Raw genomic sequence first — 18,410 nt, 5'->3', positions numbered from 1 at the left:
GGCGACCTCAGGCCGCCGCCAGTCAAAGTCAGATCAGTTCTCGATATGCGCGAACTGAACAATCTTTGCGTACTTGGCAATCTCGGTGTTGATGTACTTGCCGGCATCCACCTTGGGATCGGCCACCACATTGCCGGTCTCTTCCATCTTCTTGCGAAACTCGGGCGAAGCCATGGTTTCTTCCAGCGCCTTCTTTAGCTTGGCGGCGATGGGAGCGGGCAGGCCCTTGGGGGCCATCAGTGCAAACCAGCTGTTGATGTCCACGTTCTTGAACTGGGGCAGTTCGGACAGGGCAGGAATATCGGGGGTGATGGCCGAGCGCTTGGCTTCGGTCGTACCCAGGGCCACGACCTTGCCGGCCTTGATATGGGGCAGGCCCGAGGACAGCACGAACACGCCGAACTCGATGTTGTTGCCCACCAGGTCGGTGGTCAGCGGAGCCACGCCCTTGTACGGAACATGGGTCATCTGCAGCTTGCCCTGCTCCTTGACCAGCTCGCCAGCCAGGTGCAGCGCCGTACCCACGCCGGAGCTGCCGTAGCTGAACTTGTCGGGGTTCTTGGACACCAGGCTCACGAACTCGGCCGCGTTCTTCACTCCGGCCTTGTGCGATGCGACCAGCACCATGGGCTGGGACCCCACCAGACCGATGGGAGTGAAGTCGCCGATGTTGTACTTCACGGCCTTGTTGATGAGCCTGGCGATGGCCAGCTCATTGTTGGCGCCCACCATGATGGTGTAACCGTCGGCAGGGGCCTTGGCCACCTTCTGCGCACCGATGGCGCCACCAGCACCGCCCAGGTTTTCCACCACCACGGGCTGGCCCAGGTGCTTGGCCAGGCCGTCGGCCACCAGACGACCGACCAGGTCGGTGCTGCCGCCGGCCGGGTAGCCCACAACCATGGTGATGGCCTTGCTGGGATAGTTGTCGGCGGCGATGGCAGGCACTGCCACGGCAGCGCCCAGCAGCAGGCCCGCGGCGATGGCGGTACGGCGGAGGATGTTTGTGTTCTGCATGAAACTATTCCGAATCTGTATGAGGCAATTGTCCGAATACGGAGAAAACCTTTCGGTGCCGATCTGGCACATTTCCGTGCCATTTCAGCACATCAATGCGTTTTTGAGCAAATCGAGAGAGAGCAATGTCGCCAGGAGTCCGATGCCCACTGTTGTTTTTCCAGCTTCAAGTCTGGCCGCAGGCAAAAAAGGAGTGACTGCTCATTTACTGGCCAGTGATATCGGTCCAGAACTGCTCCGCAGCGGTGCTCAAACGGCGTTTGGGCCGATAAAGCCGCACATCGAAATGCACGTCCAGGCTGCCGTCCCCGGCCAGCGCCAGACGACCGTCCTGGCAGTCGCGCTGCACCATGGACCAGGGCATCCATGCCACGCCCAGCCCCTTGAGCACGTACTCGTAATTGGCATCCGCCGAATCGCATTCGATGCAGCGGCGCAGACGCGGCCACAGCGGATGGCTGGCCAGGTGGTCTTCAGCCAGTCGCCCCAGCGCCATGCTGTGCGAGAAGGCCAGATAAGGCACAGGACTGGCACCGGGCAGCAGAGCCTGCGCCAGTGCAAACAAGGGCTTGCCTTCGGCATCGGCACGCGCCACGGGCACCAGTTTGTCGCTCATCACCGTCAGATAGCTGAACTGACGGCCATCCAGCCGCACGGCAATGGCCGCATGGTGATAGAGCAGAGCAAAACTGACCTCGCCGCGCTGCAGCATGTGCACGGTTTCGTCGAGTGTGCGGGTAACGATGCGCATCTGCGCTGTCTGCAGCACGCTGCCGTAGCGTGCCAGCCAGTCGGCCACGATGGTGCGCGCCAGGGTACGCCCCGTGGCCAGCGTGATCACATGGGCCTGCCGGCCGGCCACGGCCTGCAACTCGTCATGCGACTGGGCCAGTGTGCGCACCATCTGCTCGGCGGTGTCGCGAAAGGCTTCACCGGCCGGGGTGAGACGAACCGGCCCGCCACCTGCCTCGATCAGCGGCGTTCCAGCCCATTCCTCCAGCGCACGAATGCGCCGGCCGAAGGCCGGATGGGTGACATGGCGCAGCTCTGCCGCACGGGTGAAGCTGCGCTCCTGAGCCAGAAGCAGGAAGTCTTCCAGCCATTTGCTTTGCATGGCCAGAGCCTACCCTGGCTCAGCTCTGGGCTGCAGCCTGCAGCGTGGCGCGCGTAGCGATGGCGGCTTCGCGTGCAGCCTTGGCAAAGTCATCGCCCTGCCCTGCGTACAGAATGGCGCGCGAGGAGTTGATGATGATGGGTCCGCCGCCGATGCGGGCCGCCTTGACGGTTGCCACGGCATCGCCCCCCTGTGCACCCACGCCGGGAATCAGCAGCGGCAAGGTGGGGGCCACGGCACGCACGCGCTCGATCTCGTTGGGACGGGTCGCACCCACCACCAGGCCCAGCTGGCCGTTGGTGTTCCAGGGGCCCTGGGCCAGCTTGGCCACATGCTCGAACATATGGGGGTTGCCAGGCACATCGGCCAGGACCTGGGCCTGCAGATCGTCACCGCCGGGGTTGGAGGTGCGGCACAGCAAAAAAGCTCCCTTGCCCTCGTACTTGAGATAGGGCGTGATGGAATCGAACCCCATGAAGGGCGAGAGCGTCACGGCATCGGCGCCATAGCGCTCGAAGGCTTCCTTGGCGTATTGCTCGGCGGTGGAGCCGATATCGCCACGCTTGGCATCCAGAATCACGGGCACATGGGGTGCCACGCGGCGCATGTGCTCCATCAGCTTTTCGAGCTGGTCCTCGGCGCGGTGGGCTGCAAAGTAGGCGATCTGGGGCTTGAAGCTGTTGACCAGATCATGGGTGGCATCGACGATGGCTGCGCAGAAGTCGTAGATCTTGGACGCATCGCCCTGCATGGCGCCAGGAAAACGGCTGGGTTCAGGGTCCAGACCCACGCACAGCATGGAGTCATTGCGCGTGGACGCGTCGCGCAGCATGTCGATAAAAGTCATAAAGCGTGATTTTAATTGTTCGCCCCTTCCAAGCCTTGCCACAGGTTTTGCAGCAAGGCGTCAAACCAGGCACACACCAGCAGAGAGACAGCGAGCAAGGGCCTGGGCGGCCCCGCCGCCCCGCAGCGAGGCTGTCGTCCCCCTCCCATAGCGCGCAGCGCGTAGAGAGAGGGGGAAGGCGCGAAGCGCCACAGGGGGAGAAAGTCATTTCGGGGGGAGATAATCCACCCCCATGCCTTCGTTCACGCCCAAACAGCTCGTTCTTCTCGTCTTGCTCACCATCGTCTGGGGCCTGAACTGGCCGGTGATGAAACTCGGCGTGCAGCATTTCCCGCCCCTGAGCTTTCGCATGGTCAGCATGTGGATAGGCCTGCCCATTCTGGCCCTCTTTGTCGTCGGCAGGGGCTTGCCGCTGACCATACCGCGCAGCTACTGGGGCCAGCTGGCCAAGCTCACGCTGTTCAATATGGTGCTCTGGCACTGCCTGATCATCATCGCCATTCCCACGCTGTCCAGCGGGCGCGCGGCGATTCTGGGCTACACCATGCCCATCTTCTCGGCCGTGTTCGGCAGCATGTTCTTCAAGGACCGGCTGGGCGCGCGCGCCTGGGCAGGCGTGGGAGCGGCCTTCGCTGGCGTGCTGCTGCTGCTGTGGCATGAGGTTGGCGCTCTGGGCAGCAAGCCCCTGGGCGTGATGCTGATGCTGATCGCCGCCGCCGGCTGGGCCTGGGGCACGCAGCTGCTGCGCCGCACCGAGGCGCCGGTGCCGCTGATGACGCTGTCGCTGTGGATGGTGGCCATCACCACCGTGGTGCTGACCCTGCTGGCCTTTGTTTTCGAGCGCCAGCAATGGCATGTGCCCGACCAGAGCGCTCTGGCTGCGATCGCTTTCAATGGTGTGCTAGTGCTGGGCTTTGCCCAGGCCGTGTGGTTCTATCTGGCTCGCAGCCTGCCGCCCGTGGCCTCCACGCTGAGCGTGATGATGATTCCGGTGCTCGGCGTTTTTGTGGGCGCCTGGTGGCTGGGCGAGGTCCTGCATTGGCAGGACTGGACTGCTGTCTGCCTGATGCTGGTGGCAATTGCCTCGGTGCTCTGGCCTGCCAAAAACAGCCGTTAATTCCCAGGCAGCTGCGTCTTGCACACGGTGTAGCGCAGCTCCGCCATGCCCGCGCCCATCTGCTGTGCGGTCTGCAGCTGCAGCACAGGGCTCAGCACGCGGCGCGGAAACAAAGGCTTGCCACGGCCCAGAGTGGCCGAACCGATCTGCACAATCACCTCATCGAGCAGCCCCGCGTCATGGAACTGACCCGCCAGATCACCGCCGCCCACAATCCAGATGTTCTTGTCGCCGGCTGCAGCTCTCATGTTTGCCAGCACGGGCCGCACATCGCCGCTGACAAAGCGCACATCGGCTCCCTCTATCAACGGCAGCTGACGGCTGGAGAACACCCAGGCAGGCTGCGCATAAGGCCAGGCCGCGCCGGTCTCCTTCTTCACCGCATCGGCATTGCGGACCATCCACTCGTAGGTGGATGAGCCCATGGCCAGCGCGCCGACCTGCGCAATAAAGCCCGGATAGCTGGACTGCGTCAGGCTGCCCAACGGAAACAGCCAGTCCAGTGAGTCGTCTTCGGTGGCGAGAAATCCGTCCAGGCTGGAGGCGGTGTAGTACTGGGTTTTCATGATGGGCTGTAGTTTGCCTTGAAGGCGCTGACTCGGTCGGTTACAGGCCAGCTATAGAGAAAAATCTATCTCGATAGCACCCAGCATCCGCCGTTCAGGCGCTACAGCACCGAAAGCCTCCCTACTGTGCAGGCGCCAGGTTCCGCGCCGTGGCCAGCATGGTGGCGCACAGCAGCTCCCGGCCCGCCTTGCGAGAAAACACATCCGCCCTGGCAACCGTCAGCAGCTTGCTGGTCTGGATGACCCGGCCACGGGCCAGCAATGTCTCGCCATCGGCAGGAGCCAGGTATTTGATGCTGCAGTCGATCGTGGCATTGAGCCAGCCGGTCGGCAGCAGTGTCCCTGCGGCCGATACGGCGGCGAAGTCCGCGATGGCAAAGACCGGCGTTGCCTGCAACTGTCCGGGTCTGAAGCTCAGGCTTTCCTGGTATGGCAGGCAGAGATCGACCTCGCCTGGCTCCATGCGCTCAAAGCGCAGCTTCAGCATTTGCGCCACCGGCATGGAAAGCACCAGGGCCTGTACGTCACGGGCGAAATTCTCGTTCTGTGGTGTCATCACTTCCTCCTGCTCCGACCGGATAAACCGGCCTCGTCACTGCCGCGCGCACGAACACGCGGAAATCCTGGCTTCGAGGCTGGCTGCGGCTCGCGCTCGCCAAACCATGCGATATGTGAAACCAGGTGCTTGCGCAGTGCGCGCCGCTGGGCAATCTCCGCATCCAGTTCGGCAATGCGCTCCTCAAGCCTGGCAATCATCTGGGCCGCCGTCAGCGTCTTGCGACGATAGGCCGGCAGCACTTCGGCGATCTGCGCCAGGGAGAAGCCACATTGCCGCGACATGGCGATGAATCGCAGCTCGCGGATCACGCTGTCATCGAACTCGCGGTAGCCGGAGGGGCGCCGGGCGGCGGCAATCAGGCCCAGACTCTCATAGTGGCGAATGGCGTGCACGGACACACCCGACAGGCTGGCAAGTTCCGATATCTGCATGGCAACAAGGCTAACAAGCCTGGGGTTACACGAAGGTTGGAGGCCATGTTCACACAGTTTGTCATCCGCGCTGCAGCCAAAAAAAACGCACCGTGAAAGCACGGTGCGTTTTTTGGGGAAAGACTTCCGGGGCAATCAGGCCGCGGCGACTTCCTTCTTGGCAGAGCGTGCCTGCATGAGCTTGCCCAGTCCGACCACCAGCACGGCGCCCGCTGCAGCAGCGGCATAGTGCAGCCAGGGGTGAGCCATGGTGTAGCCATGCAGCAGGTTGTCGTTGACGATGGTCTCGCCGCCCACCCAGCCGATCAGCGCCGCGCCCAGCGTGACGATGACGGGGAAGCGTTCCATGAGCTTGATCATCAGCGTGGAGCCGAAAATCACCAGGGGAATGGAGATGGCCAGACCCAGGATCAGCAGCACCATATTGCCCTGGGCGGTAGCGGCCACGGCAATCACGTTGTCCAGGCTCATCACCAGGTCGGCAATCAGGATGGTGCGGATGGCGGTCATCATGGAGCCATGGCCCTTGGATTCGCCCTCGCCGTCTTCGTCGCCAGTCAGCAGCTGATAGCCGATCCACAGCAGCAGGCAGCCGCCCACGACTTGCAGGAAGGAGAGTTCGAGCAGCTTGGCAGCGACCACGGTCAGCACGATACGCAGCACCACGGCGGCGCCGGAGCCGAACATGATGGCTTTCTTTTGCTGTTCAGGGGGGAGGGAGCGCGCGGCCAGCGCGATGACCACGGCGTTGTCGCCGGAGAGGATGATGTTGATCCAGATGATCTTCACCAGGCCGATCCAGAAATCGGCGCTATTGAGCATTTCCATGTTGACTCCACTGTTTTGAATATGAAAGCGCCGCATTGCGCGGCGCTTTCTTTTAAGAGTGGAGGCAGTGTAGGGCGCGAAGCCCACCTTGCCAGTTCGTAATACTGCGTAAATTCAACGCGGTATCACGAACTTTTGCACGGGCTTACTTCTTCAGCAGGCCTTGCAGCAGGCGACCCATCTCGGAAGGGTTGCGGGTGATGGTGAAGCCGCACTCTTCCATGATGGCCAGCTTGGCGTCAGCCGTGTCGGCACCGCCGGAGATCAGGGCACCTGCGTGGCCCATGCGCTTGCCGGGAGGCGCAGTCACGCCGGCGATGAAGCCGACGATAGGCTTCTTCATGTTGGCCTTGCACCACTGGGCAGCTTCGGCTTCATCGGGACCGCCGATTTCACCGATCATGATCACGGCATCGGTGTCGGGATCGTCGTTGAAAGCGCGCATCACGTCGATGTGCTTCAGACCGTTGATGGGGTCGCCACCGATACCGACGGCGGAGGACTGGCCAATGCCCAGTTCGCTCAGCTGAGCCACGGCTTCGTAAGTCAGCGTACCGGAACGGGACACCACGCCAACGCGGCCCTTCTTGTGGATGTGACCGGGCATGATGCCGATCTTGATTTCGTCAGGCGTGATCAGACCGGGGCAGTTGGGGCCCAGCAGCAGAGTCTTCTTGCCGCCAGCAGCTTCCTTGGCCTTCATCTTGTTGCGCACTTCCAGCATGTCGCGAACGGGGATGCCTTCGGTGATGCAGATGGCCAGGTCCAGATCGGCTTCAACCGCTTCCCAGATGGCAGCAGCAGCACCTGCGGGAGGCACATAGATCACGGACACGGTAGCGCCGGTTTCCTTGGCGGCGTCCTTGACGGAACCAAAGATTGGGATGTCGAAAATCTTTTCGCCAGCCTTCTTGGGGTTCACGCCTGCCACGAAGCAGTTTTTGCCGTTCGCGTATTCCTGGCACTTTTCAGTGTGGAACTGACCGGTCTTGCCAGTAATGCCCTGGGTGATGACCTTGGTGTCTTTGTTGATAAAGATCGACATGTTTCTATCTCCGGGGCGTATTACTTAACGGCAGCAACGATCTTGGTCGCTGCTTCAGCCATGGTGTCAGCAGCGATGATGGGCAGACCGGAATCCTTGAGGATTTGCTTGCCCAGCTCTTCGTTGGTGCCCTTCATGCGCACGACCAGAGGCACGGACAGGTTCACGGCCTTGCAGGCTGTGACCACGCCGTTGGCGATGGTGTCGCACTTCATGATGCCGCCGAAGATATTGACCAGAATGCCCTTGACTTCGGGGTTCTTGAGCATGATCTTGAAGGCTTCGGTCACCTTCTCGGCCGTAGCGCCACCGCCCACGTCCAGGAAGTTGGCAGGTTCGCCGCCGAACAGCTTGATGGTGTCCATGGTGGCCATGGCCAGACCGGCGCCGTTCACCAGGCAGCCGATGTTGCCATCCAGGGAGATGTAGGCCAGATCGAACTTGGAGGCTTCGATTTCAGCAGCGTCTTCTTCGTCCAGATCGCGGAAGGCCACGATTTCGGGGTGACGGAACAGCGCGTTGGGGTCGAAGTTGAACTTGGCGTCCAGGGCCATCAGGTCGCCCTTGGAGTCGCAGTTCAGGGGGTTGATTTCCACCAGCGACGCGTCGGTGTCCATGTAGCACTTGTAGATCTTGGCGAACAGATCCACGGCCTGGTCCACGGACTTGCCTTCCAGACCGATGGCAGCCGCCACCTTGCGCGATTGCGCTTCGGTGATGCCGGTCAGGGGGTCGATCATCTCGGTGATGATCTTTTCGGGAGTGGAGTGAGCCACTTCCTCGATGTCCATGCCGCCTTCGCTGGAAGCGATCAGGGCAACCTTCTGTGTGGCGCGGTCAGTCACCAGCGACACATACAGCTCGTTCTTGATGTCGGCGCCGTCTTCGATATACAGGCGGCGAACCTTCTGGCCTTCGGGGCCGGTCTGGTGAGTCACCAGCTGCATGCCCAGGATCTGCTCGGACAGCTTTTGCACGTCCTCGATGGACTTGGCAACCTTCACGCCGCCGCCCTTGCCGCGGCCGCCAGCGTGAATCTGGGCCTTCACCACCCACACGGGTCCACCCAGCTTCTGGGCTGCTTCAACAGCCTCTTGCACGGTAAACGCAGGAATGCCACGGGGAACGGGCACACCAAATTGGCGCAAGATTTCCTTGCCTTGGTATTCATGAATCTTCATGACTTTGTCTCTCTGAACTGAGGGGAAATACCCGCTTGCCACCGACTCGGGGGAGCCTGGCCATCGGGTTCATATGACATGGCGAGCAGGAATGTACCATGCTGCACCGCGCAAAACGACACCTGAACATGCGCAAAATCCACAATTTCGCGCAACTTTGTCGTGTTCCGGAAACAGCTGCAATGCCTTGAATTCTTTAGGGAAATTATTCCTACACGATATCTTTTCTTCCCGCAACTTTCTTATGTCTTATATACGAGTTAAAGGCATTGAGGCAGCGGCTGGCAATGTGCTGACAACTGCGAATAGCTGCTACGTCTACTGGGCCATTCGCGCAAGACTTGCCTAAAAGACAGGCAATGCACATCCCTGACGAGATTCAAGGACAATCACCGCTCGGAAAGCGGCAATGGTGCCGCAGGCAGCGGCATATAAACCAAGAAATGCGCGCGCCGGTGCAGGAGAAAATGCAATGGCAAAAGTCTTTATTGACGGAGAAGCAGGAACCACGGGTCTGCAGATCCGTGATCGTCTGGTCGATTGTGCAGGTGTGGAGTTGGTCAGCATCGACCCCGCACTGCGCAAGGACCCGGCCGCCAAACGCGCTCTGATTGCCGGTGTGGATCTGGTCATCCTCTGCCTGCACGACGATGCCGCCCGTGAAACGGCAGCCATGGTGGACTCCATCACCGCAGAAACCGGCCGCGCCATCAAGATCATCGACGCCTCCACCGCCCACCGCACGGCCGCAGGCTGGGTCTACGGCTTCCCCGAACTGCGCGTCGGCCAGCTCGACGCCGTGAAGAGCGCCACCCGGGTCTCCAACCCCGGCTGCTACGCCACTGGCGCCATCGCCCTGCTGGCACCGCTGGTGGCTGCCGGCCTGATTCCCGCCGACTACCCCGTGAGCCTGCCTTCCGTGTCCGGCTACACCGGCGGCGGCCGCACCATGATCGAGGCCTATGAAGGCGGCGATGCTGCACCTTACGAAGCCTACGCTCTGGGCCTGTCGCACAAGCACATTCCCGAAATCCTGCACTACACCGGCATGACCCGCCGCCCCGTGTTCATCCCCGCCGTGAGCAACTTTGCCCAGGGCATGCTGGTGCAGCTGCCGCTGCACCTGGATCTGCTGCCCGGCGCGCCCAAGGCCGCCGACCTGCACGACGCGCTGGCCAGCCATTACGCCCAGACCAACACCAGCGCCAACTGGGTCAGCGTGCTGCCGCCCACGGACGACAACAAGCTGGCCGCCGACACCCTGGCCAATACCAACAAGCTGGAGCTGCGCGTGTTTGCCAACGAGCAATATCGCCAGGCCGTGCTGATCGCACGTCTGGACAATCTGGGCAAGGGTGCCAGCGGTGCCGCCGTGCAGAACCTGCAGCTCATGCTGGGCCTGTAAGCGCGGGCCCGGCCTGGGCTTCGACTCGCTACGGTTGTCATAGCAGCAGGCGCTTGTCCGACGGGAGCCTGCGTCTGCATTCGCTCCATATCCCTGATGCCTGCCCAGCACCAGCCCGGATTCCAATACCCCTGATGCCATAGACCGGCTTGGTTTATCCTTGCCGACTCCTAGGATTTCAGGTTTCCTGCCAGCCATTGCGGTCCGGCGCCGCAGCGGCGGCGTTGCCGTTCGTGGCGACGGCAACTTTTGCAAAGGTTTCCCTCAGATGACTCGCAAGGCATCAGGCGCGCCGGGCCAGGATGGCCACGACCACCTGCAACGCAACCTCACCAACCGCCACATACAGCTGATCGCCATCGGCGGCGCCATAGGCACGGGCCTGTTCATGGGCTCGGGCAAGACAATCAGCCTGGCCGGGCCGTCCATCGTCTTTGTGTACATGGCCATCGGCATCATGCTGTTCTTCGTGATGCGGGCCATGGGCGAGCTGCTGCTGTCCAATCTGCAGTACCGCTCCTTCATCGATTTCTCTGCCGATCTGCTGGGCCCCTGGGCGGGCTTTTTCACGGGCTGGACCTACTGGTTCTGCTGGATCGTCACCGGCATCGCAGATGTGATTGCCATCACCGGCTACGCGCAGTTCTGGTTCCCCGACATCCCGCAGTGGCTGCCTGCCATTGCCTGCGTGCTGCTGCTGCTGGGCCTGAACCTGCTGACGGTGAAGCTGTTCGGCGAGACCGAGTTCTGGTTCGCCATGATCAAGATCGTGGCCATCGTGACGCTGATCGGCGTGGGCCTGTGGATGGTGTTCTCGGGCTTTGTATCGCCTGCGGGCCGTCAGGCTGCGCTGGCCAATCTCTGGAATGACGGCGGCATGTTCCCCAACGGCCTGATGGGCTTTTTCGCGGGCTTCCAGATTGCGGTGTTCGCCTTTGTCGGCATCGAACTGGTGGGCACCACCGCCGCCGAGGCCAAGGATCCGGAGCGCACGCTGCCGCGCGCCATCAACTCGATTCCCGTGCGCATCATCGTCTTCTACGTGCTGGCGCTGGTGGCCATCATGACCGTCACACCCTGGCGCGACGTGGTGCCGGGCAAGAGCCCGTTTGTGGAACTGTTCGTGCTGGCCGGTCTGCCCGCCGCCGCCGGCATCATCAACTTCGTGGTGCTGACCTCGGCCGCCTCCTCGGCCAACAGCGGAGTGTTCTCCACCAGCCGCATGCTCTACGGCCTGTCGCTCAAGGGCGATGCGCCCAAGTCCTTCGGCACCCTGTCCTCGCGCAGCGTGCCTTCGCGCGGCCTCATGTTTTCGTGCATCTGTCTGCTGGCAGGCGCTTTCCTGATGTGGATGATTCCCGATCTGATGGAAGCCTTCACCCTGGTGACCACGGTATCGGCCATTCTGTTCATGTTTGTCTGGTCGCTGATTCTGCTGTCCTACATCGCCTACCGCCGCCAGCGTGCAGCGCTGCACCTGGCCTCCCGCTTCAGGATGCCCGGCGGCGTTCCCATGTGCGTGGCCTGCCTGGCCTTCTTCGCGGGTATTCTGGTGCTGCTCACGCTCAAGGACGATACGCGCCAGGCGCTGATCGTCACCCCGCTGTGGTTTGTGCTGCTGGGCGTGGCCTACCAGTTCGTGCGCAAGCGCGCCGCAGCCGGCGTGGTGGCCATTCAGTAAGCTCGGCGCACAATGCGCGGCATTCTTGTTTTGGATAGCAGCTGACGCTTTCCCAGCATGGAATTTCAGGTGTTTCACCTGAAATTCCTTATTTGACGGGCGCAAGCAGCTATTGTTTTGATAACCCGGCCGGTCCTATGTCCCAGAATCCCAACCTTCAGCACCGCGCCACCCCGATAGGCCTGCTGGCCGTGCTCTGCTGGAGCTGCACCGTGGGTCTGATGCGCGCCGTGGCCGAGCCGCTGGGCCCGGTCGGCGGCGCAGCCTGCCTCTACACCATGGCCGCGCTGTGCATCGCCGTGGCGCGCGGACGCAAGGGCTGGCGCGAGCTGGCCCGCTGGCGCAGCATGCATCCGGCCTATCTCTGGGGCTGCGGCCTGCTGTTCGTGGTCTACGAGATCTGCCTGTCCGTGGCCGTGGGCCTGGCTCACGATCGTAACCAGGCCATGGAGATCGGGCTCATCAACTACCTCTGGCCCAGCCTCACCATCGTGCTGGCCGTGCTGTGCGGCCAGCAGGCGGCACGCTGGTGGCTGTGGCCCGGCGTACTGATCTGCCTGTGGGGCCTGGCGCGCGTGCTGGGCGGCGAAAGCTTCAGCCTGCCGGTCATGTGGAGCCATGTGCTGGGCAACCCGCTGGCCTATGGCATGGGTTTTGCCGCCGCCCTGCTCTGGCCGGCCTATTCACTGCTGGCGCGCCGCCACGGTGCGGGCTTCAACGCCGTGGGCCTGTTCGTGACCTGGACTGCCCTGGCGCTGTGGCTCAAATGGCTGATGCTGGGCGACCCACAGCCCATGCACTGGACCTGGCTCACCGCCGGCCAGGTGGTCCTGGTCGGCGCACTCACGGCGCTGGGCTATAGCTGCTGGGAGCATGGCATCCAGCATGGCAAGCTGGCCCTGCTGGCAGCGGCGTCCTATTTCACGCCCGTGCTCTCGGCGCTGATGGCCAGCGCCCTGCTGCAGGTGCTGCCGGGCTGGAGCTTCTGGCAGGGCGTGGCCCTGGTCACGCTGGGCTCGCTGATCTGCTGGTGGGCGACGCGCAGCAGCCGGGACTAGGCCTGCACCGCGCCCGCCCGGGCCCTCAGGCAGTCAGCCAGATGCCAAAGCCGAGCACGGCGGCATGTCCGGCCAGCAAGATCCAAAGCAGCGTCCAGGGCGGCTCGGTCAGGCCCTGCAGCATCTCCTGGATGCGGGCGCCCAGAAAGGCGCGCAGCGCCGGATCGTCCTTGCCGCCTTCGCTGCCCCACTGGGCGCGCGTGTGGCCCCATTCCTCGAGCAGATCGGCCAGCGGCAGACGATTGAGCACGCTGCGCACCACGAACTGCACGGCACGCCCGTTGCCGACCCAGGGCTGCAGATGCTCCATCGCAGCGCCCACGGTGAGCAGGTCGGCCGCCTTGTGCAGGGCCTTGTGAGCGCTGGGCAGGGCCTCGATGCGCTGCGCCAGCATGGCCGCCAGACGCTCGGCCAGGCCCTGACCGTAGCGCGCCACCAGCTTGCCTGCCGCGCGAGCGCGGCCCAGCTGCAGACCGACCATGAGATAGGCGGGGATGATGAAGATCAGCACCACAGCCACCAGCAGCGGCGGCGACATCAGCAGGCTGATCACGGCGCCGTAGATGCCGGTATGGGCCGAGGCATGAATGCCCTGGCCGGGGTCGGCCATCAGGCGGGAAAAATAGAACACGGCCGCGCCGCAGCCCAGCACCAGGGCCAGCAAGGCACCGAGCATCAGGCCGCCCAGCAGCGATTTGCCGGCACTCAGGCCCACGCGCAGGGCGGATGGGGCATCAGGGGGTTGCGAAGCAGTCAGCACGTGGGTCCCTCCGGTGTAAGAAGCTGTTGCCGCCGCAGGCGGGCGGGGACCGGGTGGCCGCCTCAGTCCTCGTCCTCGCAGTCGGGTGCAGGGGAGTATGGGGCATCGCGCAGCACGCGTGAAGCCACATCTGCCGAAAAGCCGCGCGAAGCCAGAAAGCGCAGCTGCCTGGCCTTTTCCTTGAGGTCGACGGGCACGCTGCCAAAGCGCTTGCACCACAGCGCGCGCGCGCGCTGCAGCTCGCTGCCGCGCAGCTGCTCGCCCGCCTGACGCACGGTCTCGTCATCAAGCCCCTTGCTGCGCAGATCATGCACCAGACGCGCTGCACCATATCGGCCGGCCTTGCTGCGCAAGACAGACTCGACCACGCGCTCCACGCTGATGAAGCCCCGCTGCTCCAGCTCGTCGAGCACGGCATTCAGATCATCGCCCTCCTCTACATGGGCGGCCAGCTTGCGCTGCAGCTCCAGCCGCGAATGCTCGCGCTGCGCCAGCAGCTTGAGGGCGCGGCCCTTGAGTGAAAGCTTGGCAAAGCTCACGACGCATCTCCAGAAACAAAAAGGCGCAGGACGAACCTGCGCAAAGATGGCAAACCTTTTGAGCAATGAGGCCCGTACTCAGACACTGGCGTTCATCAAGCCAGGGACATCAAGCAAGGGCCGCACCGCAGCGAGGATGTCGTCCCCTTTCGCGAAAGGCGCAAGCGCCTCAGGGGGAAGAATCAGCCTTCAATCACTCCGTCCTTGTCCACCTTGCCCTTGCCGCCCTTGGCAGGCTTGGCTTCGGCAGCCGCAGCACCGTCCACGGGCAGCAGCTTGATGCCCAGGCTTTCGCGGACCTTGTTTTCGATCTCAATGGCCAGCGCGGGGTTCTCGCGCAGGAACTCACGCGAGTTGTCACGGCCCTGGCCGATTTTTTCGCCGTTGTAGGCATACCAGGCACCGCTCTTTTCCAGAATCTTGGCGTTCACGCCCATATCCAGAATCTCGCCTTCGCGGCTGATGCCTTCGCCAAACAGAATGTCGAACTCTGCCGTCTTGAAGGGGGGCGAGACCTTGTTCTTCACGACCTTGACCTTGGTTTCGTTGCCGATGGCCTCGTCGCCCTTCTTGATGGTGCCGGTGCGGCGGATATCCAGACGCACGGAGGCATAGAACTTCAGCGCATTGCCGCCGGTGGTGGTCTCGGGCGAACCGAACATCACGCCGATCTTCATGCGGATCTGGTTGATGAAGATGACCATGCAGTTGGTCTTCTTGATGGTGGCCGTCAGCTTGCGCAGGGCCTGGCTCATCAGGCGGGCCTGCAGGCCGGGCAGGGCGTCGCCCATCTCGCCTTCGATTTCGGCCTTGGGCGTCAGTGCGGCCACCGAGTCGATGACGATCAGGTCCACGGCACCCGAACGCACCAGACTGTCGCAGATCTCCAGGGCCTGCTCACCGGTGTCGGGCTGGCTGATCAGCACGTCGCTGAGGTTCACGCCCAGCTTCTGGGCATAGCTGGTGTCCAGCGCATGTTCGGCGTCGATAAAGGCGCAGGTGCCGCCCTGCTTTTGCATCTCGGCAATGACCTGCAACGTCAGCGTGGTCTTGCCCGAGGATTCGGGACCGTAGATTTCAATCACGCGGCCACGAGGCAGACCACCTACGCCCAGCGCGATGTCCAGACCCAGAGAGCCGGTGGAGACGACCTGAATGTCTTCGATAGCCTCACCTTCACCGAGCTTCATGATGGTGCCCTTGCCGAACTGCTTTTCGATCTGGGCCAGGGCTGCAGCCAGGGCTTTGGCTTTTTCGCTGTTGGCGTCGTTGGTCTTGGCGATGGCGTTCATATCAGGCTCCGAAGTAGGTGAATGACTGTCTGTGGCCAGCCCTGTTGTTGCATTCAGGCTGGATGCTTGAACAGTAGTTTAGAGGCTGATACTGCGAATTTATTTAAATATTTAGTCAGTTTGCCTTACTATTTATTCATGTCAGAAATCGCCCCCGTCACCCCGCCCGCCGATGCCTGGCGCCAGACCCATCTGGGCCGTCTGCTGGGCCATGCCATGCGCCGCTTCGATGCGCGCGTGCTGCAGCTCATGGCGCGTGCAGTGGAGGTGCCGCTGGCCCTGTCCAATCTGGCGGCGCGCGACAAGGTGGGGGCAGCCCATATCCACATCACGCGCCATCTGTCGCTGGCTGGCGACCGGCTCACCGATCTGGCCGACAAGGCCGGCATGACCAAGCAGGCCATGGCCGATCTGGTGACGCAGTGCGAAGCCTGGGGCCTGGTCACGCGCGAGGCCGACCCGCATGATGCGCGCGCCAGGCGCGTGCGCTTCACCGATGCGGGCCTGGCCTGGCTACAGGCTTTTCACGACGCCGTAAGCCAGGCCGAGGCCGAGTTTCGCGAAGCCGTGGGCGCGGATGTGGCCACCGTGGTCGCGCTGGGCCTGGAAGCCTATGCCGAAGGCTACTGAGATTCGACGCCTGTAAGCGGCTGTCGAGAATTGCCCCGAACAGCCATGGGCCATCCCTACAATGGCAGCAAAAGTGCAAACAGGCACACATAACAAGCAGGAGACACACATGCGCATACTGATTGCCGAAGACGACCAGGTGCTGGCAGACGGCCTGCTGCGCACGCTGCGCAGCTCGGGCGCCGTCGTCAGCCATGTGGCCAATGGCAGCGAGGCCGATACCGCCTTGCTGACCAGCAGCGAATTCGATTTGCTGATTCTCGATCTGGGCCTGCCCAAGGTGCACGGCCTGGAAGTGCTCAAGCGCCTGCGTGGGCGCGGCGATGCGCTTCCGGTGCTGATTCTCACGGCCGCCGACTCGATCGAAGAGCGCGTACAGGGCCTGGACTATGGTGCCGATGACTACATGGCCAAGCCGTTTGCGCTGTCCGAGCTGGAAGCGCGCGTGCGCGCCCTCACGCGTCGCGGCATGGGCGGCGCCAGCTCCACCATCAAGCACGGCCCGCTGGTCTATGACCAGACCGGCCGGGTGGCCACCATCGACGGCAAGATGGTGGAGCTGTCGGCGCGCGAGCTGGGCCTGCTGGAGGTGCTGCTGCAGCGCGCGGGCCGTCTGGTCAGCAAGGACCAGCTGGTGGAGCGCCTGTGCGAATGGGGCGAAGAGGTGAGCAACAACGCCATCGAGGTCTATATCCACCGCCTGCGCAAGAAAATCGAGAAAGGTCCGATCCGCATCGCCACCGTACGCGGCCTCGGTTACTGCCTGGAAAAAATCACCCCCCCCTGAGCGGCTTTGCCGCTTCCCCCCAGGGGGACGGCAGCCTTGGCTTCGGGGCGGCCCTCGCTGGCTGCCTCTTGCATGAGATAGCGCCCCACCCATGAAGATCTTTCAGCGTGAGCAGCGATCCCTCTTTGGCGAGATCCTCGACTGGATGCTCACGCCGCTGCTGCTGCTCTGGCCCGTGAGCCTGGCGCTGACCTGGCTGGTGGCCCAGGGTCTGGCCAACAAGCCCTTCGACCGCGCGCTGGAGTACAACGCCCAGGCCCTGGCTCAGCTGGTCATCGTGCAACGCGGCAAGGTGCAGTTCAATCTGCCGCAGTCGGCCAGCGAGATCCTGCGCGCCGATGAATCGGACACGGTGTTCTTCCAGGTCAGCGGCACCAGGGGCGAATATCTGGCGGGCGAGCGCGACCTGCCCCGCCCGCCCGCCATCGACGAGGACCCGCCCACCGGCACGGTGCTGCTGCGCGACGAGGAATACAAGGGCATCGATCTGCGCGTGGCCTACATCTGGGTGCGCATGCCGCTGCCCGGCGAGCCCAGCGCTCTGGTGCAGGTCGCGGAAACACGCGAAAAGCGCAGCGTGCTGGCCACGGAAATCATCAAGGGCGTGATGCTGCCGCAGTTCGTCATCCTGCCGCTGGCCGCCCTGCTGGTGTGGCTGGCACTGGCGCGCGGCATCAAGCCGCTGCACCGGCTCGAAGAGCGCATCCGCGCGCGCAAGCCAGAGGATCTCTCGCCCATCAACCACAAGGATGTGCCGCTGGAGGTGGTTCCGCTGGTCGATTCGGTCAACGATCTGCTGCAGCGTCTGCATGACTCCATCGCCACGCAAAAGCGCTTTCTGGCCGACGCCGCCCACCAGCTCAAGACCCCGCTGGCGGGGCTGCGCATGCAGGCCGACCTGGCCCAGCGCGAGGGCACGAATACCGAAGATCTGAAGCGCTCGCTGGCGCAGATCGGCCGCTCCAGCATGCGTGCCACCCATACTGTCAACCAGTTGCTGGCACTGGCACGGGCCGAGAGCGCCGTGCCCGCCATGCAGGGCTGCAACCTTGTGCGCATCGTCACCGACGTGGTGCAGGACTGCCTGCCGCGCGCCATGGACAAGCACATCGACCTGGGCTACGAGGGCGCCGACGCCAGCACGCCCGGTGTCTGGCTCAACGGCAATGCCACGTTGCTCGCCGAGCTGGTGCGCAATCTGGTGGACAACGCCATCAACTACACGCCATCGACCAGCGAACAGCCAGGCGTGGTCACCGTGCGCGTGCAGGCCGATCATTTCGGCCAGATTCTGCTGCTGCAGGTCGAGGACTCAGGCCCCGGCGTGCCGCTGGCCGAGCGCGAACTGATCTTCCAGCCCTTTTACCGGGCGCTGGGCTCCGAAGCCGACGGCTCCGGTCTGGGCCTGCCCATCGTCATGGAAATCGCCCGTCAGCATGGCGCGCAAGTGCTGTTGCAAGATGCCAGGCCCGGTCATACCCCGCCGGGGGCGCTGTTTACCGTGCGCTTCAAGGCCATGCCCGGACAGCAGTGAAGCGCAAGCTCGAAATGCA

General features: G+C 63.2%; 19 protein-coding genes. 7 read left to right on the top strand and 12 right to left on the bottom strand.

What is annotated here, in order from left to right:
• Positions 1 to 33 precede the first annotated feature (33 nt).
• From DFO48_RS13530 to pyrF, 3 genes are all read right to left on the bottom strand, one after another.
• Positions 34 to 1,017: a tripartite tricarboxylate transporter substrate binding protein gene (locus tag DFO48_RS13530; protein ID WP_003072187.1), complete on the bottom strand. Its 984-nt coding sequence runs from the start codon at positions 1,015 to 1,017 to the stop codon at positions 34 to 36.
• A gap of 205 nt (positions 1,018 to 1,222) precedes the next feature.
• Positions 1,223 to 2,131: a LysR family transcriptional regulator gene (locus DFO48_RS13525; protein ID WP_003072185.1), complete on the bottom strand. Its 909-nt coding sequence runs from the start codon at positions 2,129 to 2,131 to the stop codon at positions 1,223 to 1,225.
• Between the two features lie 19 nt (positions 2,132 to 2,150).
• On the bottom strand, positions 2,151 to 2,978 hold the full coding sequence (pyrF, locus tag DFO48_RS13520; protein WP_003072183.1) for an orotidine-5'-phosphate decarboxylase: 828 nt from the start codon (positions 2,976 to 2,978) through the stop codon (positions 2,151 to 2,153).
• Between the two features lie 232 nt (positions 2,979 to 3,210).
• Here pyrF and DFO48_RS13515 point away from each other — a divergent pair, with 232 nt between their 5' ends.
• Positions 3,211 to 4,095, top strand: a complete 885-nt coding sequence (locus DFO48_RS13515) for a DMT family transporter (RefSeq protein ID WP_114863708.1) — start codon at positions 3,211 to 3,213, stop codon at positions 4,093 to 4,095.
• Here DFO48_RS13515 and DFO48_RS13510 read toward each other — a convergent pair.
• From DFO48_RS13510 to sucC, 6 genes are all read right to left on the bottom strand, one after another.
• Positions 4,092 to 4,661, bottom strand: a complete 570-nt coding sequence (locus tag DFO48_RS13510) for a dihydrofolate reductase family protein (RefSeq protein ID WP_114863707.1) — start codon at positions 4,659 to 4,661, stop codon at positions 4,092 to 4,094. The genes DFO48_RS13515 and DFO48_RS13510 overlap by 4 nt on opposite strands.
• 121 nt (positions 4,662 to 4,782) lie before the next feature.
• On the bottom strand, positions 4,783 to 5,217 hold the full coding sequence (locus DFO48_RS13505) for a PaaI family thioesterase (protein WP_114863706.1): 435 nt from the start codon (positions 5,215 to 5,217) through the stop codon (positions 4,783 to 4,785).
• Positions 5,217 to 5,651 (bottom strand): MerR family transcriptional regulator, encoded by a 435-nt coding sequence (locus DFO48_RS13500; RefSeq protein ID WP_114863705.1) that lies wholly within the window; start codon positions 5,649 to 5,651, stop codon positions 5,217 to 5,219. Before DFO48_RS13500 ends, DFO48_RS13505 begins: the two co-directional genes overlap by 1 nt.
• Positions 5,652 to 5,786: 135 nt before the next feature.
• Positions 5,787 to 6,479 (bottom strand): TerC family protein, encoded by a 693-nt coding sequence (locus DFO48_RS13495; protein WP_003072171.1) that lies wholly within the window; start codon positions 6,477 to 6,479, stop codon positions 5,787 to 5,789.
• A 145-nt stretch (positions 6,480 to 6,624) separates the two neighbouring features.
• On the bottom strand, positions 6,625 to 7,524 hold the full coding sequence (sucD, locus tag DFO48_RS13490; protein ID WP_003060065.1) for a succinate--CoA ligase subunit alpha: 900 nt from the start codon (positions 7,522 to 7,524) through the stop codon (positions 6,625 to 6,627).
• Between the two features lie 20 nt (positions 7,525 to 7,544).
• Positions 7,545 to 8,705 carry an ADP-forming succinate--CoA ligase subunit beta gene (gene sucC, locus DFO48_RS13485; RefSeq protein WP_003060063.1) on the bottom strand — a complete coding sequence of 387 codons (1,161 nt, stop codon included), beginning with the start codon at positions 8,703 to 8,705 and terminating at the stop codon, positions 7,545 to 7,547.
• 472 nt (positions 8,706 to 9,177) lie between these two features.
• Here sucC and argC point away from each other — a divergent pair, with 472 nt between their 5' ends.
• From argC to yddG, 3 genes are all read left to right on the top strand, one after another.
• On the top strand, positions 9,178 to 10,110 hold the full coding sequence (argC, locus tag DFO48_RS13480) for an N-acetyl-gamma-glutamyl-phosphate reductase (protein WP_114863704.1): 933 nt from the start codon (positions 9,178 to 9,180) through the stop codon (positions 10,108 to 10,110).
• A gap of 268 nt (positions 10,111 to 10,378) precedes the next feature.
• Entirely contained in the window at positions 10,379 to 11,791 is a 1,413-nt protein-coding gene (gene cycA, locus DFO48_RS13475; RefSeq protein WP_003072165.1) for a D-serine/D-alanine/glycine transporter, read from the top strand.
• Positions 11,792 to 11,928: 137 nt separating this feature from the next.
• Positions 11,929 to 12,849 (top strand): aromatic amino acid DMT transporter YddG, encoded by a 921-nt coding sequence (gene yddG, locus DFO48_RS13470; RefSeq protein ID WP_114863703.1) that lies wholly within the window; start codon positions 11,929 to 11,931, stop codon positions 12,847 to 12,849.
• Between the two features lie 25 nt (positions 12,850 to 12,874).
• Here yddG and DFO48_RS13465 read toward each other — a convergent pair whose 3' ends face one another.
• The 3 genes from DFO48_RS13465 to recA form a co-directional block, all read right to left on the bottom strand.
• Entirely contained in the window at positions 12,875 to 13,609 is a 735-nt protein-coding gene (locus tag DFO48_RS13465) for a hypothetical protein (RefSeq protein WP_114863702.1), read from the bottom strand.
• 62 nt (positions 13,610 to 13,671) lie between these two features.
• Complete coding sequence (gene recX, locus DFO48_RS13460) at positions 13,672 to 14,148, bottom strand: recombination regulator RecX (protein ID WP_003072161.1); 477 nt, start codon at positions 14,146 to 14,148, stop codon at positions 13,672 to 13,674.
• Between the two features lie 182 nt (positions 14,149 to 14,330).
• A complete protein-coding gene (gene recA, locus DFO48_RS13455) occupies positions 14,331 to 15,440 on the bottom strand; it encodes a recombinase RecA (protein ID WP_003072158.1) in 1,110 nt (369 codons plus the stop codon).
• A gap of 138 nt (positions 15,441 to 15,578) precedes the next feature.
• On the opposite strand from recA, the gene DFO48_RS13450 reads away from it, so the two are divergent.
• The 3 genes from DFO48_RS13450 (at position 15,579) to DFO48_RS13440 (ending at position 18,391) form a co-directional block, all read left to right on the top strand.
• Positions 15,579 to 16,070 carry a MarR family winged helix-turn-helix transcriptional regulator gene (locus DFO48_RS13450; RefSeq protein WP_003072156.1) on the top strand — a complete coding sequence of 164 codons (492 nt, stop codon included), beginning with the start codon at positions 15,579 to 15,581 and terminating at the stop codon, positions 16,068 to 16,070.
• 109 nt (positions 16,071 to 16,179) lie between these two features.
• The gene (locus tag DFO48_RS13445; RefSeq protein WP_003060046.1) at positions 16,180 to 16,857 is read left to right on the top strand and encodes a response regulator transcription factor; all 678 of its coding nucleotides are present in this window, start codon (positions 16,180 to 16,182) and stop codon (positions 16,855 to 16,857) included.
• 91 nt (positions 16,858 to 16,948) lie between these two features.
• Positions 16,949 to 18,391 (top strand): sensor histidine kinase, encoded by a 1,443-nt coding sequence (locus tag DFO48_RS13440; protein ID WP_003072153.1) that lies wholly within the window; start codon positions 16,949 to 16,951, stop codon positions 18,389 to 18,391.
• The last annotated feature ends 19 nt before the right edge of the window (positions 18,392 to 18,410 follow it).

Origin of the sequence: Comamonas sp. AG1104 (assembly GCF_003350425.1) — a bacterium.
GTDB classification, from domain to species: Bacteria; Pseudomonadota; Gammaproteobacteria; order Burkholderiales; family Burkholderiaceae_C; genus Comamonas; species Comamonas testosteroni.
Note: the sequence above shows the minus strand (reverse complement) of the source record. Positions and strands in the feature narration are given on the sequence as shown.

Excerpts from the sequence above, each read along its gene's own strand:
- sucD (WP_003060065.1), bottom strand. The coding sequence starts at position 7,524 with ATGTCGATCTTTATCAACAAAGACACCAAGGTCATCACCCAGGGCATT.
- DFO48_RS13495 (WP_003072171.1), bottom strand. The coding sequence starts at position 6,479 with ATGGAAATGCTCAATAGCGCCGATTTCTGGATCGGCCTGGTGAAGATC.
- DFO48_RS13450 (WP_003072156.1), top strand. The coding sequence starts at position 15,579 with ATGTCAGAAATCGCCCCCGTCACCCCGCCCGCCGATGCCTGGCGCCAG.
- DFO48_RS13510 (WP_114863707.1), bottom strand. The coding sequence starts at position 4,661 with ATGAAAACCCAGTACTACACCGCCTCCAGCCTGGACGGATTTCTCGCC.
- DFO48_RS13505 (WP_114863706.1), bottom strand. The coding sequence starts at position 5,217 with ATGACACCACAGAACGAGAATTTCGCCCGTGACGTACAGGCCCTGGTG.
- DFO48_RS13515 (WP_114863708.1), top strand. The coding sequence starts at position 3,211 with ATGCCTTCGTTCACGCCCAAACAGCTCGTTCTTCTCGTCTTGCTCACC.
- argC (WP_114863704.1), top strand. The coding sequence starts at position 9,178 with ATGGCAAAAGTCTTTATTGACGGAGAAGCAGGAACCACGGGTCTGCAG.
- recA (WP_003072158.1), bottom strand. The coding sequence starts at position 15,440 with ATGAACGCCATCGCCAAGACCAACGACGCCAACAGCGAAAAAGCCAAA.
- sucC (WP_003060063.1), bottom strand. The coding sequence starts at position 8,705 with ATGAAGATTCATGAATACCAAGGCAAGGAAATCTTGCGCCAATTTGGT.
- DFO48_RS13500 (WP_114863705.1), bottom strand. The coding sequence starts at position 5,651 with ATGCAGATATCGGAACTTGCCAGCCTGTCGGGTGTGTCCGTGCACGCC.
- yddG (WP_114863703.1), top strand. The coding sequence starts at position 11,929 with ATGTCCCAGAATCCCAACCTTCAGCACCGCGCCACCCCGATAGGCCTG.
- DFO48_RS13440 (WP_003072153.1), top strand. The coding sequence starts at position 16,949 with ATGAAGATCTTTCAGCGTGAGCAGCGATCCCTCTTTGGCGAGATCCTC.
- cycA (WP_003072165.1), top strand. The coding sequence starts at position 10,379 with ATGACTCGCAAGGCATCAGGCGCGCCGGGCCAGGATGGCCACGACCAC.
- DFO48_RS13530 (WP_003072187.1), bottom strand. The coding sequence starts at position 1,017 with ATGCAGAACACAAACATCCTCCGCCGTACCGCCATCGCCGCGGGCCTG.
- DFO48_RS13445 (WP_003060046.1), top strand. The coding sequence starts at position 16,180 with ATGCGCATACTGATTGCCGAAGACGACCAGGTGCTGGCAGACGGCCTG.
- pyrF (WP_003072183.1), bottom strand. The coding sequence starts at position 2,978 with ATGACTTTTATCGACATGCTGCGCGACGCGTCCACGCGCAATGACTCC.
- DFO48_RS13525 (WP_003072185.1), bottom strand. The coding sequence starts at position 2,131 with ATGCAAAGCAAATGGCTGGAAGACTTCCTGCTTCTGGCTCAGGAGCGC.